The following is an 18,467-nucleotide window of genomic DNA, read 5'->3' as shown; positions in this document are numbered from 1 at the left end:
ACACAACAAAAAAAGACGCACAGCCAAGCTATGCGTCTTTTCTATTACTTCTCTGCAACTTGAACTTCTTTTACGTAAGCTGCTTCGAATTTTTGGATGTCTCCTGCGCCCATGAAAATAAGAACGCCGTTTTTATGTTTCTTTAACACATCCGTTGTTGTATCTGTAATCAGCTCTGCGCCATCGATACGTTTTTGCAGATCTTCAATTGTTAATTCACCTTTGTTTTCACGTGCTGATCCGAAAATATCACATAAGTATACTTGGTCAGCTTTACTTAAGCTTTCCGCGAACTCATCTAAAAACTTCTCTGTACGTGAGAATGTATGTGGTTGGAATACAGCGACAACTTCACGCTCTGGATGTTTTTGACGTGCTGCTTCAATCGTTGCATTAATTTCTGTCGGATGGTGTGCATAGTCATCAATGATAACTTGTTCTCCCATTGGCTTTTCATTAAAGCGACGTTTTACGCCTTCAAAAGTTGTTAGCTGATGCTTAACTGCTTCTACATCAACGTTTTCATAATGGCAAAGCGCGATTACTGCTAATGCATTTAATACGCTGTGATCGCCGTATCCTGTAATTTTGAACGTGTCATAATACGTATTACGAACGAATACATCGAATATAGTCCCATCAGTTCTCTTTTGAATGTTACGTGCTTGGAAATCATTATCTTCTCCAAATCCATAGAAAATAACAGGTACTTTCGCTTGAACTTTTTGAAGTTCTTCATCATCACCACATGCAATAATACCTTTTTTCACTTGCAATGCCATCTCTTGGAATGCATTAAATACATCATTGATGTCTGCAAAATAATCTGGGTGATCGAAATCGATATTTGTCATGATTGCATAGTCTGGATAGTAAGACAAGAAATGACGACGATACTCACAAGCTTCAAATACAAAATACTTACTATTTTCTACCCCATGCCCCGTTCCATCTCCAATAAGGTATGATGTTGGGTGTGCACCTTGCATTACATGGGCTAACAAACCAGTTGTTGATGTTTTTCCATGTGCACCAGTTACAGCAACACTTGTGTACTGATTCATAAGATCACCTAAGAAGTGATGGTAACGATGTACTGGGATATTTAATTCTTTTGCTGCTACGATTTCTTCATGCGTATCAGGAAATGCATTTCCTGCGATAATCACTTGTCCTTCTTTAATATTATTCTTATCAAAAGGAAGGATGGAAATACCACGCTTTTCCAATGCTGTTTGTGTAAAGAAACGCTTTTCATAATCAGACCCTTGAACAGTATGCTTCATGTCATGAAGAATTTGTGCTAATGAACTCATTCCTGTTCCTTTAATTCCTACAAAATGGTAAACTGTCATCTTAAAGAACCTCCAACATTTCGAACTAATACAACGGCCTATCTATAAGACAGTATATGAATCTTTTCTTATTTTGGTAATCATCATACATTTCTGATGCAGTGAATTTCTTTTTATATTCACTTATCAGTGATAAACTCGTACGTACTTCTTTTATGTCCATAACACATTTATTATAGCAAAAAACAAGCCGCTATACTATGATAACAGAAAAACTGATAGGGTCAATCACCTATCAGTTTTTCTCGCTTTTACATATCTTCTTTTGTTTCTAATTGAACACGCTCTAGACGTGAATTTGGACGGTATTTACGACCAGCTTTTGCTTCTGGTTTTCCATTTAATTCTACGTTATCACCAGTAAAACCAATATTCATTTTTAATAAGCTACTTCCTACTCCGTATATATCGACAGGAACATTTTGAGCTTCAAATTCACGAATACGCTTCTCATCAAACCCACCAGTTACAACGATATCTACATGTTGGAACCCTTCCTCATCAAGAGCCTTACGAAGTGCAAATACAAGTGATGGATTTACACCACGTGGATCGAATGTTCCAAGTACTTCTGGGTGACGAATGAAGTATTGATCAATCATTGTGCGAGACGTATCGACACGTACACCTTTTAATGTTGATCCAAATTCACGCGCTACGCGAAGTGCATCTGTAATGACATCATTGTTATAATCAATTAGTACGACTAATTCATCTTCTGGGAATTTTTTATGATATGCCTTTGCAGCTTCAACAACATCACCATTAAACATTTGAATTAAAGCGTGAGGCATCGTCCCCATACCACTTCTGCCCCACCATTCATTCATTGCATGCGTCGCTTGCGCGCTCATACCTCCGATGTATGCCGCATAGCCGTCACCAGCTTGTTGCGTATAATGATCGTCACGATCTCCCATGAAAATAACCGGTTTTTCTTTATCTACACTACGTGCAGCTTGGACAACGTTATATACGTTTGTCGCAACTGATGTACGACGAGCTAAAATCCCATCAATTACACCTTCTAAAAAGCCGAAGTATTCATAAGGACCATGAATTGTTAAAACTGTTTCAAACGGACTAATATTATCGCCATCCTTTAAAGAATGAATTTCTAATTCCTCAGGATTTTTGGCAAATGTTTGTAGCAATGCGATTACCTCATCTGCTCCGCAAAGAACTGCATGTTCTTTTTGAAAAAACTGCATTGTTACAACACTTTTCGGGCGAAATTCTTCAATGATTTCTCTAGTTTTTAAAAAGTAAACGGCAGAGAACCAGCCTTCTCCAACACGTTCATCAAATTTAAATGTTTTATTTGTTAGTCGATTTATTTCACCTTTTAATTTTAATTCAATTTCTTTCATGTCGCTTTACTCCCTACTTTACTATCCAACATTTTCTATTAGTATACAGCAAAACCGTTTCCTATACATTTGTTTCCTGCATAGCAGCGAATTCATCCTCAGAAATAAGGACATCTCTCGGTTTCGTTCCTCTTCCTTCAGAAATAATCCCTTGTGACTCCATCTCTTCAATTAGACGTGCCGCGCGATTATAACCTATGCGGAATTTTCTCTGTACAGAAGATGTGGACGCTCCCCCTTGCTCTACAACAAATTGACATGCATCAAAAAATAGTTCATCTTCAGACTCACTCTGCTCTGATTTTGCTAATAAATCCTCTTGCTTAAATAAGTAGTTTGGCTTCATTTGCTTTTTCACATGATCAACTGTTCTTTCAATCTCATCATCTGATACGTATACACCTTGTACACGAACTGGTTTAGATGTGCCGTTTCCTAAAAATAGCATATCACCACGACCAAGTAACTTCTCCGCGCCCCCAATATCGATAATCGTACGCGAATCAACTTGAGATGATACTGTAAACGCAATACGCGTTGGAATGTTTGATTTAATTAAACCTGTAATAACGTCTACAGATGGACGCTGCGTCGCAACTAATAAGTGAATACCACAAGCACGAGCTTTTTGTGCAATACGACAAATCGCTTCCTCCACATCACCAGGTGCAACCATCATTAAGTCCGCTAACTCGTCAATGACAATTACAATATAAGGTAATGTCTCACCTGGGATTTCTCTACCACTTACAATCGTATTGTAACGAGTTAAATCACGAGCACCAGCATGAGCAAACAATTCATAACGACGTTCCATCTCTTCAACCGCCCACTTTAACGCAGCTGTAGCTGCTTTTACGTCAGTAATAACAGGTGCTACAAGATGTGGAACAGAATTGTATGGTGCAAGCTCAACCATCTTCGGATCAATTAGTATCAACTTCACTTCATGCGGCTTCGCTTTATATAAAATGCTCGTTAAAATCGCGTTAATGCACACACTTTTCCCTGAACCAGTTGCACCCGCAATAAGTCCATGTGGCATTTTTCGAATATCCGTTACAATTGGATCACCTGAAATATCAAGTCCCAGCGCAACTGTAAGCGGTGATTCACTCTTTGTAAATACAGGACTTCTTAAAATTTCACGCAGGAATACTGGCTTACTTTCCTTGTTTGGAACTTCAATTCCAATTGCACTCTTCCCTGGAATTGGCGCTTCAATTCGAATGTCTTTCGCAGCTAAACTTAACTTAATATCATCACTTAAATTTGTAATTTTATTTACTTTCACACCTGGGTCTGGTTGTACTTCAAAACGAGTTACCGCCGGCCCTTGTGACACATTAATAACATGTGCTCCAACATGGAAATTATTAAATGTCGTATTTAATAATTCTTCCTGTTCTTCTAGCCACTCCGTATTATCTAATGCTGCCTGCTGTGGAATTGACAACAACGTTAATGGCGGAAGTTCATACTTCGGTGGCGCTTGTAGTACGTTGCGCATATCGTTCTCTTTTTGATTTACAGCATATGCTTTCTCTTGTACTTCCGTACTTGAAATTGGCTCTTGTACTTGTCCAGCCACCACTACTTGTTGCATCGGTTTTTCTTCCACTTGCGGTTCCACTACCACTTGCTGCATTGGTTTTTCTTCCACTTGTGGTTCTACTACAACTTGCTGCATTGGTTTTTCTTCCACTTGTGGTTCTACTACCATTTGCTGCATTGGTTTTTCTTCCACTTGTGGTTCTACTACCATTTGCTGCATTGGTTTTTCTTCCACTTGGGCTTCTACTACCACTTGCTGCATCGGTTTTTCTTCCACTTGGGCTTCTACTACCACTTGCTGCATCGGTTTTTCTTCCACTTGGGCTTCTACTACCACTTGCTGCACTGGACTTTCTTCCACTTGTGGTTCTACTACCACTTGCTGCATCGGTTTTTCCGTTACTCGTTCACCGACAGTAGATTGTGTTACGTTCGTTCTTACCGCATGTCTTTCCATTAACTTCTTTCTGTCTTGTTTTAACATGACAACGTTAAATGGAACATGACGCTTTTTCTCGCGTTTCGGCTCTTCTTTTTGTGCTGCAGGCTGTTCTTCGACAACTTGTTTCTTTTCATCAGCTTCTTCAATTAAAACATTCGCAAAGCTTTGAACATCTTTCTTCGTTTGCTCATCCGTTTCTGAAACTGGTACGAATACTTCACTTTCTTCCTTGAACGTAATTGTTTCTTGTTGAGAAATCACTGGTTGCTCTGCAACTGGTGTATTTTCCACTAAATCTGTATTCATCGTTTCTTCAATTACTGTTTCTTGAGAAGTTGGTTCTTCTTCCTTAGTACCCTCTAACTCCGCAACTTCTTCTGTCGCTTCCTTAGTTTCTTCTAATTCCACAACTTCTTCTGTCACTTCCTCAGATTTCTCTAATTCCACAACTTCTTCTGCTGCTTCCTCAGCTTCCTCTAATTCCACAACTTCTTCTATTGCTTCCTCAGTTTCTTCTAATTCCACAACTTCTTCTGTCGATTCCTCAGATTTCTCTAATTCCACAACTTCTTCTATTGCTTCCTCAGTTTCTTCTAATTCCACAACTTCTTCTGCTGCTTCCTCAGCTTCCTCAGCTTCCTCTAATTCTGCAACTTCTTCTGTCGCTTCCTCAGTTTCTTCTAATTCCACAACTTCTTCTGTCGCTTCCTCAGATTTCTCTAATTCCACAACTTCTTCTATTGCTTCCTCAGTTTCTTCTAATTCCACAACTTCTTCTGTCGCTTCCTCAGCTTCCTCTAATTCTGCAACTTCTTCTATTGCTTCCTCAGCTTCTTCTAATTCCACAACTTCTTCTGTCGCTTCCTCAGCTTCTTCTAACTCCACAACTTCTTCTGTCGCTTCCTCAGTTTCTTCTAATTCCACAACTTCTTCTGTCGCTTCCTCAGATTTCTCTAATTCCACAACTTCTTCTATTGCTTCCTCAGTTGTTTCTAACTCCGCAACTTCTTCTATTGCTTTCTCAGTTGCTTCTAACTCCACAACTTCTTCTGCTGCTTCCTCAGCTTTCTCTAATTCCACAACTTCTTCTGTCGCTTCCTCAAATCTCTCTAATTCTGCAACTTCTTCTGCTTCCTCAGCTTCCTCTAATTCCACAACTTCTTCTGTCACTTCCTCAAATCTCTCTAATTCTGCAACTTCTTCTGCTTCCTTAGCTTCTTCTTCAAAAGCATCTGGTATTTCTATAGTAATTGTTTCTTCAAGCTTTTCATCTGCTTTTACAATCACTACATCTTCTAAGGTTTCTTCTTCGACTTGATTTGCTGCAACTTCAGCAACAGTTTCTTCTATTTCTGTATTACATTCATTTTCTTCTGTTAATATCGAATACACATGCTCTACTTTAGAATCTATTGACTCTTCTTGTAAAGTTTCTTCGTTATCTTCTGTAGATGATAACGCCACTACATCTTGCTCCTGCTTCAAGGCTTGTACAATTGTATCCTCTTTTTCCACATGCTGTCCTACTGTTTTATGAAGCAAATCATCACTTAGGCTTTCTTCTAATGAAGGGGCTTGACGTTCAACTTCGTAACCGTTTTTCTCTAACCATGTATCCACAACCGATTTTTCTTCTACTTTATTACTTCGTTCGTTCACTCCGTTCTTAACAGATGAACTTCCTTGTAGAACTCCCGAAAAGTCAGATAATGTATATCCCTTTTTCTCTAACCATGCGTCAACAACAGCTTTTCCTTCAACAGATATTTCAAGATCTTCTCTTTCCTTTTCTTCCTCCTGCACAACCTTCGTTTCTACTGAAGGACGGTTATATCCATAAATCGGAGAAATCATTTCTGTTGGACGAAATGGTCTACGGTTACTTTCTTGCGACGGTACGAATGCTTTTTTTACGACAGGCTCTGGTTCCGGTTCATATTGCAATTCCGGTTCCTCATATGTAGGTGCTTCTGTTTCCACATACGGTCGTCTGCTTCTTTCCACTTTTATTCCTCTTTGAGTAGGCTGTTCTTCATATGCTCCTCTTTGAACAGGTTGTTCTTCAAAGTTAGGCAGTTCTCTTACATCCTCCTCATCGAAGCCATTATCTGGTATTAATGGAAAACGACATTTCCCTGCATTCCGACTTGCCATTTGTGCTTCTCTTGCTTCAGTGTAGTGGTTTACACGAGGAATTTTCGGCTGAATTTCAATTTGTGCCGGTACTTCTTTATTCATCACTGTTTTTTCTTCCTCTTTGTTAAACAGCTTTTTCATCCAATCTAACATGTTTACCACTCTTTCTACTAAATAGTAACATCCTTTATTGTATCAGCATTCGGCAAAAAGTGCAGGTAAAATTAAGCATATTAGTTTTATACATAATATTCTAATTCACGATTGTTTTTCATATAGAAAAACGAGGTCTTACATGTAAGACCTCGTTTAATCTTTACCCTTCCGATATTCATCCACACTATCCGTTACACTTTGCAATAAAGAATTTACATACTGTGGGTCAGATAATTTTTTGTCTTCTTCAGGATTTGACATAAATCCAAGTTCTAATAGCACCCAGGAACTTTTGCCCAATTAAATCCAGAAAGATCGTCCCTAAATTTAATTCCATTTACTTTCACTTGATGATTCTCTCTCATTTTATTTACTATCGTTTGAGAGATTTGAAGACTTTCAGCATAAATCTCTTTCGTATACGGATTTCCTTCTGCTGGCGTCAATACAGCGAACCCACTTTGGTTTTTGTTTTCAGAACCGTCTGCATGAAGGCGCAAAAATAAATTCGCTTTATGATCATTCGCGAATGTTGCTCGTTCCTTATTACTTACATCAACCTCATGTGACGTTCTCGTCATCAATACTTGTATACCTTTTGCTTCCAGTTTTTCTTTCAATATAAAAGCCATCTCTAATACAAGAACTGATTCCCTCTTTTTCGTTACAACTCCCGCTGTTCCGTCTGTTACTTTATATTTTTGCGTAGTTGCTCCTGGACCAATTGGCTCTAAATTTAAATTCGCTTTTTGTTGATGACCTGGATCAATAACGACGAGAAACTTTTCTTGTTTTTCATTACTCTCTACTTTTTGTTCATTATTTTGCAGCGGTTGCTCAGTTGGCTGTAGCGGTGTAGTTTCCTCTTTCTTTTCCTCGGCCGGCACTTCCTCCTGCTTATGTTCCACTTGCTCATTCGTTTGAATTGCTTGCGGCTGTTCTTTCTTTTCTTGTTCTTCTTGCTGCTTTTCTACCGGTGCGTCTTCCTTGTTATCTTTGTTTTTTTCTTGTATAGAAAATGTTGTTTCTTTTTTCGGCTCTTCTTGCGAACAACCTCCCATATATATTCCAATGACTGCAATAGCACTCATTATTTTTATATACTTCATTTTTCTCTCCTATCACTTTGCACCGGTCTCAAAGTTTTTCTTATAATTGTTTTATAATTCCATCCATATTTCCAATATGAACGGGTTGCCACGTTTCTGTACCACGCTCTGCGGTATAGACTAGATAAGCATCATCAGCTACATTTACGAAAACAGGATCCCCCATATCCGTTTCATATCCGATAACAATCCATTCCTCTTTCCATTTTCCACTTTCTTCACTTATTAATGAATTTTTATGTTTATCATATCGATAACCGATTTGTCCTTTTTCTAATTCATTTTCGCTAAACACATATATTTCATAGGAACCTAGTTCGATATCTTGCTGTTTTGAAGTTTCAATTCGTTTCAGAAGTTCTACAATTTTTGGTTGTTGTTTCATACGTCTACCCCCTTCTTTTTTCTAAATTTTACCTAATCCACTTTTGAAATACAATATAGATTTCGAGAGGAAACGTTACAATCCTAGGAATTTCGCACAAAAAAATAGCCTCACATATGCGAGACTACTTTTTCTAACATCAATTAAAATTTAAATTCTTGTCCAACTTCAAAGCTATCTTCTAATACAAGAATACCTTTTTCTTCTGGAGCATCTGGAAGCTCTAACTCACGTGCAGAGCAAATCATTCCAGAAGAAGGAACACCGCGAAGTTCAGCTGGTTTAATTAACATACCACTTGGCATTACAGCACCGATTTTTGCAACAACAACTTTTTGTCCTGCGTCAACGTTTGGTGCACCACATACGATTTGTAATGTTTCTGTACCGATTTCTACTGTACAAATGTTTAATTTATCAGCATTTGGATGCTTCTCTTTTTCAGCTACATAGCCTACAACAAATTTCGGCGTGAAATCAGCTTCTACTTTTTCTTCAAAGCCATTCTTCGCTAAAATTCCGTTAATTTTTTCAACAAACTCTTTCGTTAATGTAACGTTTCCGTTGTCTGTTACTTCTACATAAGAAGACGCATTAAAGATGTTGAATCCTGCTGTTACGTTGCTTTCACGATCGTATACGCGAGCAACATCTCCTTTGCGGTCAAATGTACGGTTTTCTAAAGTAATATCTTGTAAGGTAACAATTAAAGTGTCACCAATTCCTTCAAGGTTGTAAAAAACGTTCACTTCGTTCATCCTTTCTCTTTTCCATCTGTCTTCTTCCGATTCTTCGCTAAAATAAAGATTGGTTCGAAGTCCCCATCTTCATATACGAATGAAAGTGATGTAATCGGAACATGCCCTTCGGCAAAAAATTTCATTGTCATTTGTGCAATAATATCATAACCGATTTCGTTGACGATATCAGCAATAATTAATACATCTTGGTGAGGAACTGCAACAACCATATCACCAGAGATCTTTTCCCGCATCGAGTGTAGTAACGATTCGTTTAAAATACGACTCGCATCGTATCCATCATTTGTGTTTAAAAAGTAGAATGTATTACCTGCTACTGTCTCCTGCTTAAATTCATAGCCTAATGAGCGAGCATTAAATAATGCCATTTCACGTACTTGTTCCTCTGTAAGCTCTAATTTTTGCAATAAGCGCTCATCAATTAATCGATACGTTTTATTAGAATCTAGCGCATAGTAAATACGTGTTTCCGCCGTATGGTCCGTCATAATAAACGGATTTCCTTCTTCTGATTGTTTCGGGAAAGAAGTAGAGCGAATAACAGGTAAAATTTTCGCCGTGCTATTTTCTTCTTTATGCATTGCAATTAGCGCTTCTTGTACGTAATAAGCGACCTCTTCAATTGCTTTTTCTTTGTTCACTTCCCATTTTGCAACTACTCCTGGAAGTGATACGTTAATACCTTTTTTCGAGTCTGTTTGTTCAATACGAAGAACTTCTTTCTCGCTATCATAATGACAGTCCCATTCTGGTCGAGATAATTTCTTCATTAACTCGTCTTTCATCTTTTTACTTGTCATTTTCATCTCTTTTTCCTCCCTTCCAAAAAAATAACCTCCCCCGCGAAGGTAGAGGTTGTTTTTACAATTCAATTGGCTAATTGTCTTATTTTAAACCTTCAATAAACTCTTCGATTTGCTCTTGTGTTTTACGATCTTTATTTACATAGCGTCCAGTTTCTTCACCTTTATTGTACGCTACAAAGCTTGGAATGCCAAATACGTCTACTTTCACGCATAAATCAATAAATTCATCACGATCTACATAGTAAAATGAGAAATCACTATACTTCTCTTCTACTTCTGGCATAAATGGATCAACGAAACGGCAATCTGGGCACCATTCTGCTGAGAACATGAAGACTACATTCTCTTCATTTTTTAATTCTTGGAATTGTTCCATGCTTTCTAATGATTTCATCTATATTTCCTCCTCTAACGAGTGCACTTTTTCACACTATAATCTTTTCTTTATACTACCATACATCGCGCATGGTGCAAGGTTTATGCTTGCTTTTCATCATACTTATATTGCCCAACAAGTAACTTAACAACGTGTACAAATAATTCCGTTCGGTCGACATAATCATCTGTAAAAATACCGATAGCACCTTCGTGACTACGAATATCTTTTCGCTCTACAAACTCTTCCATCACTTCACTTAGCTCTTTTCCTTCTTCAAGCGGTGCTAAAAAATCGTCTGGTAACTTAATACGCGCCCCGCCCGCAACAAATGTTTTACCTTCAATCGTCGCTAAAGCACCCCAGTTACACATAAATAACCCATGCTCCGTTTTCATAACGCCGCCTTCTAGCCCAATGCCGATATGAGCTGCACCTTCCTGCAATGCTCTCTTCGCTCTATTTACTGCTCCTTGCATCGTCTCTTCATCTGAAAAAGGCTGATTTGCTACTCCTGATGGAACAGAAAGAGATGTAATTTCAGCATCTTCCCAAACCTTCTCCACAGCCCCAACCTTCGTCTTATTCTTCGATCCAACTACTACCTTCATTTCATTCACCTCTATATAAATTCATACTCATATTCCTTCTACATTCAAACTTTTCACTTTCACAACTTCGGGACTCAAACGTTAAAATAGATCATACTCTCACTATCTATTCGGAGTGAGCACCGATTAAGCACTAACCGCTACCACTCATCGCTGGGCCATCTATTCAATCAAAAAAAGAAAGAGCTTTTCTAAAATCATTACCGGCCTCGAACACAAAAACAGCCTTCCTCTCGCTTCCTATCCGGGGTTTAAACACATCATTCGAGCACCAATTAAGCACTAACCGCCACCACTCATCGCTGGGCCATCTCTCCTACCTAAAAAAAGAAAGGCTCTTCAGCCCTTCTTCCTCTTTACGCGTTATCCTTAATTGTCTCTAACGTCGTTTTGTCCGTCGCTCTCACAAGCTTCGTAATTAATTCCTTCGCTGCCGCATAATCATCAACATGTAAAATAGAAGCATGTGTATGAATGTAGCGTGCACAAACACCAATTACTGCTGATGGGATACCAGAGTTACTTGTATGCACACGGCCCGCATCTGTACCACCTTGTGAAATAAAGTATTGGTACGGAATGTTATGTGTTTCTGCTGTATCTAAAATGAATTCGCGCATTCCTCTATGTGTTACCATTGTACGGTCATAAATACGAAGAAGAGCGCCTTTTCCTAATTGACCGAACTGCGTCTTATCACCAGATGCATCATTTGCTGGACTTGCATCAAGCGCATAGAAAATATCTGGTTGAATCATATTTGCAGCAGTTTGTGCTCCGCGAAGACCTACTTCTTCTTGTACAGTCGCACCAGAGTATAATGTGTTTGGTAATGTTTCATCTTTTAATTCTTTTAGCAATTCGATAGCAAGGCCACATCCATAGCGGTTGTCCCAAGCTTTCGCCATAATTTTCTTTTCATTTGCCATTGGCGTGAATGGGCAGATTGGAACGATTTGTTGCCCTGGCTTTATGCCAATTTCAATCGCATCTTCATAACTATCTGCACCTATATCAATTAACATATTTTTTATATCCATCGGTTTTGCACGTTGCGCATCACTTAATAAATGAGGAGGAATGGAACCAACAACCCCAATAACAGGACCATTCTTCGTCATAACTTGTACACGCTGAGCTAATAGTACTTGGCTCCACCAGCCACCTAACGTTTGAAAACGAAGCATCCCATTTTTCGTAATTTGCGTAACCATGAAACCTACTTCATCCATATGACCTGCTACAAGAACGCGCGGGCCAGTTTCGTCCCCTTTTTTCAGGCCAAATACGCTACCTAAACCGTCTTGCACAATCTCATCAGCATATTTGCTTAATTCTTGCTTCATAAAACTGCGCACATCATGTTCAAAACCTGATGTACCTTGTAATTCTGTTAACGTACGAAATAATTGTAATGTCTCTTTATTCACGAAGTCCCCTTCTTTCAAACCTTAGTAGAATACCTCTTTTATTGTAACGAAATTTTCGAAATGTTTCTAGTTTCTTCTTTTTTAGTTGCATTTGCATTATAATTATTATTGGTACACTATTTTTATTTTACAGAATTGAGGTGAATATATGAGCTGGAAAGGTTTAGTCACAGGTCTTGGCGTTGGGTTCGCAGCTGGTTATTTCGTTGCAAACAAAGTACAAGAACAATCCCATATTTCTTCAGAAAAAGCATTGAAAATGGTGAAACAAGCATTAAGTCATAAAGGTGAAATTACTGGCTCTTGGGTACATATGGTTCCAGAGGCATTTGAAAAATATGATGTCGCGTACGAAGTTTATCGCGGCGGTCTTACAACGATGTTAGATGAAATACAAGAACGATTTGAATTTTTAGTTGATGCTAAAACAGGTACTGTTTTAGAGGTTATAGCAGCATAAAAAGAGGTTTCCCATTAGGTGAACCTCTTTTTTTTAGAATTACCAACAAAAGCTGATAATAACAGCAATACATAATAAGTGGAGATTGTTCCAATAAATATTTTTGGACACCTTCCTCTTATTAATATTAAGCTTCTATATTTGTTTTTCTCTCTATCTTCTCGACTATATGCCCTTCCTCATTCCACTTTACTGCACGGTAATATGCATCATGATAAAAAGTAAACCACGCCTCTTTTTCAGCACCATACTTCATCCATTTTTGTTTATGTTCAATCGATGTCATTGGATAGTCATCATATGCCATTACCCATAATACATTTTGATGTGCATACGTCGGTAAAATGTCCGCTAAATGAAGCATCGTTTCACCCTGACTTTCAAGGACGACAACAGCATGTCCATCGCTATGACCACCCGTATGCACCATCTTTATTTCATCCGTAATTTCTATTTCTTGCCTGAACGTAACAATCTTATCAACGATTGGCTCCCAATTTTCCTTCCAATATGTATTACGCGATCTAACATTCGGATTTTTCATTTCATTCCATTCAGTCTCACTTACATAAATCGTTGCGTTCGGAAACGCCGGAACAAGGCGATTTCCCTCCCATTTTGTTAAACCAGATGCATGGTCAAAATGAAGATGCGTCATTAAGATGTAATGAATATCTTCATTATGCAGTCCCAATTTTTCTAAGGATTCCTTAACTGATGATTCTTCTGTTACACCTTGATTCCGCTTCATTTTCTCATTCAATTTACCATTCCCTATCCCTGAATCAATAAGCATGTTTCCTTCTTTCGTTTGTAAGAGTAACGGATCTGTTCGTAAATAAATATGATTTGTATCATTATGTTTATATTTTCGTGACCAAAGTACTTTTGGCACAACTCCAAACATCGCGCCTCCATCTAAATGTGTATTCCCACCTTTTAGCCACGTCACTTTTATATTTCCAATTTGTAACTGTTCCATATCCCATCCCCCTTTTTCATTTAATTTTAACATAATATTCCGATTATTTTTCATATAAAAAACCTATGCATTACTGCATAGGCTCCGTACGATATTTTGCTTCAACTCGGTAAATACGATGACCTTTACTAGAGAATTTCTCTTCGTATTCTGTCATAATGTTTCCTTCATAATCACTATTATGAAGATCTAAGCTAAGGTAAGTTAATAACATACCATACTCAGCCATACTCATAAGAGAATATTCAAATAATCCCTGGTTATCAGTTTTGAAATGAATTTCTCCGCCATCTACTAACACTTCTTCATAATTGCGTAAAAATGTTTTATACGTTAAACGACGCTTCGTATGACGATTCTTCGGCCATGGATCTGAGAAGTTTAAATAAACGCAGTCAATTTCACCTTTCGCAAAGAAAACTGTTAAATCTTCAGCATCTTTATTAATTAACTTTAAGTTCGGTACTTCTTCTTCAATTAATTTATCAAGTGCATCTACAACAACACTTGTGAATTTTTCAATTCCAATATAGTTAATATGCGGATTTGCTTTTGCCATATCATACATAAAGCGGCCACGTCCTGTACCTACTTCAATATGAATTGGCTGTTCATTTCCAAATATTTCTTTCCAGTTACCAGCGCTCTCCTCTGGGTTTCCAATTACGATATGTGAATACTCATTAATTCGATCCATTGCATAAGGCTTATGTCTTAAACGCATAGATGTCTCCCTCTCTTTACAAAACTATTTTAAAGGAAAAATTCCTTCTTTCTGTTTTAATCAATCTATCAAACAAAAAACCAAGTACGTACGAGCACTCGGTCCGTTTCTTTCAAGTATAAGATGTACCATTTTGATAAAAACTACATAAAGCATTAAACATTCCATGACGAAATAGCTTTTTCTCTTACATTTCTAGAGAGAGAAAAACACTCGAAAGGATGATCCGTTCATGCCAATTAATCAACAGCATCAATTAGAAGTGTTAAAAGATATTTTAATCAACCATCAAAGTGATTGCTGCGGGACAGTTTCTGAATGCGAGCAATTAGAGCGACTCATTCAATCGTTACTCGCAAACGATAGTATAAGTAGTGACACTAAAGTAATGCTAAACGATGTATATTCTTATAGTCAATCGGGTAAATCTTCCTCTAATTTGGACAACCATATTTCCAATAATCAAGAACAACTTACTCAGTGGATTGCTGGAATGGACAATTTTTCTTAAGTATTATTCTGAAGCAAGTAGTTGCTGTAAATATTGATGCCAATATTTAGCTTCTGCTTGCTGCTTTTTTGTTGTGTGCCATTGCATAGATAAAATCGTTTGTGCTATCACATACCATCTCATACGCCTAAGCAATGATTCATCTAGTTCAATCTCATAATATCCGAGCCACTCACTCCATTCATGGCGCGGAACATACCAATATAATAACATACCAAGATCTAAAGCTGGGTCAGCAATAACAGCCCCATCCCAATCAATTAAAAACAATTCATCTTCGTCCGACAATATCCAATTGTTATGGTTTACATCACAATGGCATACAACGAATTCATTGTACTCAATATCTTTTAATGACTCCGTTAAATATTGAAGACCTTGCTGAATTGTTTCATCAACTCTTATATCTCCTCTTAAAACGAGCTGTAATTGTTGTAATAACTCTTGCGCATGAAGCGGCTGCTTTCCTAGCCTTTGAATCATCTGCACAAGCGCTTTAGAGGAGTGTATTTTCTTCAAAAGTTTCGCAACACGTTCTAGTTTCATATCCTCTGGCTCTAACTTCTGTCCCGGAAGCCATTTTTGAGCAGAAATTACATCACCGTTCGTTACCCTTCTTGTCCAAAGTAATTTTGGAACAATTCCTTCTGCTGACAATACCGCTAAAAAGGGCGATGTATTCCGCTTTAAAAATAACTTTTGTTGTCCGTTTTGCGCAATATATGCATCGCCCGTTACTCCACCAGCCGGTATAAGACTCCACTCTTTTCCTAATAATTGTTCCAACCATTCCATATTCATTACCCGTTAACAAATCCTTATCTTTTATAGTTATGAAAAGAAAAACCGCAACATTTCTACACATGTTGTGGATTCATATATTTTACTGTATTTGAATGAAAAAACTTGGCATAAGCCGAAAACAGGATAAATCACCTGTTCTTCTAGTTTATTTTACAAAATCAATCATAGAATGACAACTTATGAAAATCGTCACCTTTGTCAATTCTACATTTATTACATTCTCATCGTCAAGTAGCGATTTGTCACATTATCGTCAATATATACGTGCTAATTGGAGCCAATTGAAGTTCCTTTCCTCTAAATGAAGAAATTGGCTCTATTTTCGCTTGCTTTTCGTTTACTAACACATGCCACGTTTCTTCTTTTGGAAGCTGCACCGTTTTAGCTTCCAAACCGCTATTAAATAAAACTACAATCTCTTTCCACGGTCCAAATAATTCTACATGCTCTAGGTGGTATGCCAGTACTTCTGTAGATGTTTGCAAAAAAGTCATATGCGTTTTTATAAGGTCTGCATTTTGTAATCGGAATGCCCCGTGCCCTTTGCGAATCGCAATTAACCCTTTTATATAGTTAACGGTCTCCATCTCTTTCTCTTTTTGATCCCAATCTAATTGATTAATTTCATCATTTGCATTATAACTATTTTCATTCCCTTGCTTCGTACGATAAAACTCTTGCCCCGCATGTAAGAAAGGAATCCCTTGTGAAAGAATAACCATTGCAGTTGCTAAACGATGACGCCTTTTCAAAATTTCTTCTGATTCTGGATTACTTTGCACTAGTTTATCCCACATCGTCATATTGTCATGACATTCTACATAGTTGATGCTTTGCATTGGCTCTAGAAACAATCCTGTTTCTTTCATACTTAAAAGGCTACCAGCTACTATATACTGCAAATGATTACAATCTACATGCCCACCAAATGCAAAGCCACGTTTATTAATATTAAAAGTACTTCCTTTTATTCCATCACGAAATTGATCATTAAACTGTGCGATACATGGCATTTTATTCGCATTATTTAACGTCGCTTTCTCTTCAAGAGGAAGCGGTGTTTGCAAATCCCATCCTTCACCTAATAACAGCGCATCCTGCTTTATTTTTCGTACTTCTTTTTCTAATTCATTCATCGTTTCAACATCTAAAATTCCCATTAAATCAAATCGGAATCCATCAACATTGTATTCAGTAAGCCAATATAAAACAGATTCTATAATAAATTTCCTCATCATTTTCCGTTCAGATGCTATATCATTTCCAACTCCCGTCCCATTAGAAGGCATACCGTCTTCCCCATGACGAAAATAATATCCCGGGACAAGCTTCTCAAATGATGATAATTCTCTTTCATAAACATGATTATATACAACATCTATAATCACCCTGATGCCGTGATCATGAAATGTTTCAATTAGTTGTTTACACTCTACTATCCTGTTATATGGATCAGAAAGGTTTGTAACATAAAATCCTGTTGGTATATTGTAATATAACGGATTGTAGCCCCAATTATATGCGGAAGCAGGATTCACTTCATCTACACCACCAAAACAATGTAAAGGTAATAGTTCAACATGTGTAACGCCTAAATCTTTTATATGAGACAATCCTGTTAATGTCCCATTTCGTCCCATTGTCTCTTCTTCCATCAATCCTTTATATGTTCCCTTTTTATTCACTCCACTGTTTGGGTGAATAGTAGCGTCACGAATATGCAGTTCATACAATATGGCATCTGTCATTGACTGTAATGGTGATAATTCTACTCGTTTTGTCACATTCGTTTTTTCCAAATCGATAACGACGCCGTATTTTCCATTTATCGTCGCAGACTTTGCATAAGGGTCAACCGCTTCGTTCCATATTAAATTAATACAAACAAGGAATGTATATCGTGCTCCATCATGATCACCTTGTAATGTATGAATCCACACTCCGTTTTCTTCTCTGTACATTTCATAATCAATATATTCTTTATCACTTTTATAAATCCGTACTTTCGCAAGCCTTGCAGTCGGAGCCCATACTTTAAATATTGTTTCTTCTTTTTTATACACAGCACCTAAGTCGGTACCTTCGTAATAATATTTTTCATCGAAAACTACTGTTCGAATCACAGCGCCTATTTGTAAATCTGTTTCTTCATTCCGTTCATCACGTACTGTATAATACTTCCCCACATCTATCGGCTCTTCTATAAAACATTCATACTTCGTTGCATCTGGAAGAGCAATAGTATGAACAATCGGTAACTCTTTCACATTGCTTCCTTCTTGTAAACGAAATGTCCGGCTTGTTCCATACGCATGCGGGAGCAAAATTGTAATTTTATTCATTTCATCTAAATAGGCATCAAATGGACGTTTTACTTTCAACATAAAAAATCACCATCATTCTTAAAGTTAAAATGAAACGAGCTGCAAATGATAAGGGGTTTCTTATCAGCGAAGCTCTATACAGTAACACATTATTCCCTATAGTATATTCAC

General features: G+C 37.6%; 15 protein-coding genes and 1 pseudogene. 2 read left to right on the top strand and 14 right to left on the bottom strand.

Annotation, left to right across the window (positions count from 1 at the left end):
* Positions 1 to 44: 44 nt before the first annotated feature.
* From murC to ABH959_RS14040, 10 genes and pseudogenes are all read right to left on the bottom strand, one after another.
* On the bottom strand, positions 45 to 1,355 hold the full coding sequence (gene murC, locus ABH959_RS14085; protein ID WP_002015598.1) for a UDP-N-acetylmuramate--L-alanine ligase: 1,311 nt from the start codon (positions 1,353 to 1,355) through the stop codon (positions 45 to 47).
* Positions 1,356 to 1,606: 251 nt separating this feature from the next.
* Entirely contained in the window at positions 1,607 to 2,725 is a 1,119-nt protein-coding gene (locus ABH959_RS14080) for a nicotinate phosphoribosyltransferase (RefSeq protein ID WP_002015597.1), read from the bottom strand.
* Between the two features lie 61 nt (positions 2,726 to 2,786).
* Positions 2,787 to 7,010: a DNA translocase FtsK gene (locus ABH959_RS14075; protein ID WP_404492758.1), complete on the bottom strand. Its 4,224-nt coding sequence runs from the start codon at positions 7,008 to 7,010 to the stop codon at positions 2,787 to 2,789.
* 156 nt (positions 7,011 to 7,166) lie between these two features.
* A pseudogene (locus ABH959_RS14070) lies at positions 7,167 to 8,122 on the bottom strand (N-acetylmuramoyl-L-alanine amidase).
* Positions 8,123 to 8,162: 40 nt separating this feature from the next.
* Positions 8,163 to 8,507: a thiamine transporter gene (locus tag ABH959_RS14065; RefSeq protein WP_113935758.1), complete on the bottom strand. Its 345-nt coding sequence runs from the start codon at positions 8,505 to 8,507 to the stop codon at positions 8,163 to 8,165.
* A 143-nt stretch (positions 8,508 to 8,650) separates the two neighbouring features.
* On the bottom strand, positions 8,651 to 9,265 hold the full coding sequence (gene ytpR, locus ABH959_RS14060; RefSeq protein WP_002089041.1) for a YtpR family tRNA-binding protein: 615 nt from the start codon (positions 9,263 to 9,265) through the stop codon (positions 8,651 to 8,653).
* On the bottom strand, positions 9,262 to 10,074 hold the full coding sequence (locus ABH959_RS14055) for a DUF1444 domain-containing protein (protein WP_002089043.1): 813 nt from the start codon (positions 10,072 to 10,074) through the stop codon (positions 9,262 to 9,264). Before ABH959_RS14055 ends, ytpR begins: the two co-directional genes overlap by 4 nt.
* A 79-nt stretch (positions 10,075 to 10,153) precedes the next feature.
* Complete coding sequence (locus tag ABH959_RS14050; protein ID WP_002015619.1) at positions 10,154 to 10,468, bottom strand: thioredoxin family protein; 315 nt, start codon at positions 10,466 to 10,468, stop codon at positions 10,154 to 10,156.
* A gap of 83 nt (positions 10,469 to 10,551) precedes the next feature.
* Complete coding sequence (locus tag ABH959_RS14045) at positions 10,552 to 11,061, bottom strand: DUF84 family protein (RefSeq protein ID WP_002089045.1); 510 nt, start codon at positions 11,059 to 11,061, stop codon at positions 10,552 to 10,554.
* Between the two features lie 356 nt (positions 11,062 to 11,417).
* A complete protein-coding gene (locus ABH959_RS14040; protein ID WP_404492755.1) occupies positions 11,418 to 12,491 on the bottom strand; it encodes a M42 family metallopeptidase in 1,074 nt (357 codons plus the stop codon).
* Between the two features lie 148 nt (positions 12,492 to 12,639).
* Between ABH959_RS14040 and ABH959_RS14035 the strand changes: the two genes are divergently transcribed.
* Complete coding sequence (locus ABH959_RS14035; RefSeq protein ID WP_002015622.1) at positions 12,640 to 12,951, top strand: PepSY domain-containing protein; 312 nt, start codon at positions 12,640 to 12,642, stop codon at positions 12,949 to 12,951.
* A gap of 127 nt (positions 12,952 to 13,078) precedes the next feature.
* Here ABH959_RS14035 and ABH959_RS14030 read toward each other — a convergent pair whose 3' ends face one another.
* Complete coding sequence (locus ABH959_RS14030) at positions 13,079 to 13,933, bottom strand: YtnP family quorum-quenching lactonase (protein ID WP_235661809.1); 855 nt, start codon at positions 13,931 to 13,933, stop codon at positions 13,079 to 13,081.
* 70 nt (positions 13,934 to 14,003) lie between these two features.
* A complete protein-coding gene (trmB, locus tag ABH959_RS14025; RefSeq protein ID WP_404492752.1) occupies positions 14,004 to 14,657 on the bottom strand; it encodes a tRNA (guanosine(46)-N7)-methyltransferase TrmB in 654 nt (217 codons plus the stop codon).
* Positions 14,658 to 14,889: 232 nt separating this feature from the next.
* Between trmB and ABH959_RS14020 the strand changes: the two genes are divergently transcribed.
* Complete coding sequence (locus ABH959_RS14020; RefSeq protein ID WP_002015625.1) at positions 14,890 to 15,168, top strand: YtzH-like family protein; 279 nt, start codon at positions 14,890 to 14,892, stop codon at positions 15,166 to 15,168.
* Positions 15,169 to 15,171: 3 nt separating this feature from the next.
* Here ABH959_RS14020 and ABH959_RS14015 read toward each other — a convergent pair whose 3' ends face one another.
* Together ABH959_RS14015 and pulA are read right to left on the bottom strand one after the other, a co-directional pair.
* Positions 15,172 to 15,969, bottom strand: coding sequence for a phosphotransferase family protein (locus tag ABH959_RS14015; RefSeq protein WP_002034382.1), 798 nt, complete (start codon positions 15,967 to 15,969; stop codon positions 15,172 to 15,174).
* A 245-nt stretch (positions 15,970 to 16,214) separates the two neighbouring features.
* Positions 16,215 to 18,356, bottom strand: coding sequence for a type I pullulanase (pulA, locus tag ABH959_RS14010; RefSeq protein WP_016092461.1), 2,142 nt, complete (start codon positions 18,354 to 18,356; stop codon positions 16,215 to 16,217).
* Between the last annotated feature and the right edge of the window lie 111 nt (positions 18,357 to 18,467).

It is taken from the genome of Bacillus sp. RC51 (assembly GCF_044908115.1).
In the GTDB taxonomy this organism is placed as follows: domain Bacteria; phylum Bacillota; class Bacilli; order Bacillales; family Bacillaceae_G; genus Bacillus_A; species Bacillus_A mycoides.
Note: the sequence above shows the minus strand (reverse complement) of the source record. Positions and strands in the feature narration are given on the sequence as shown.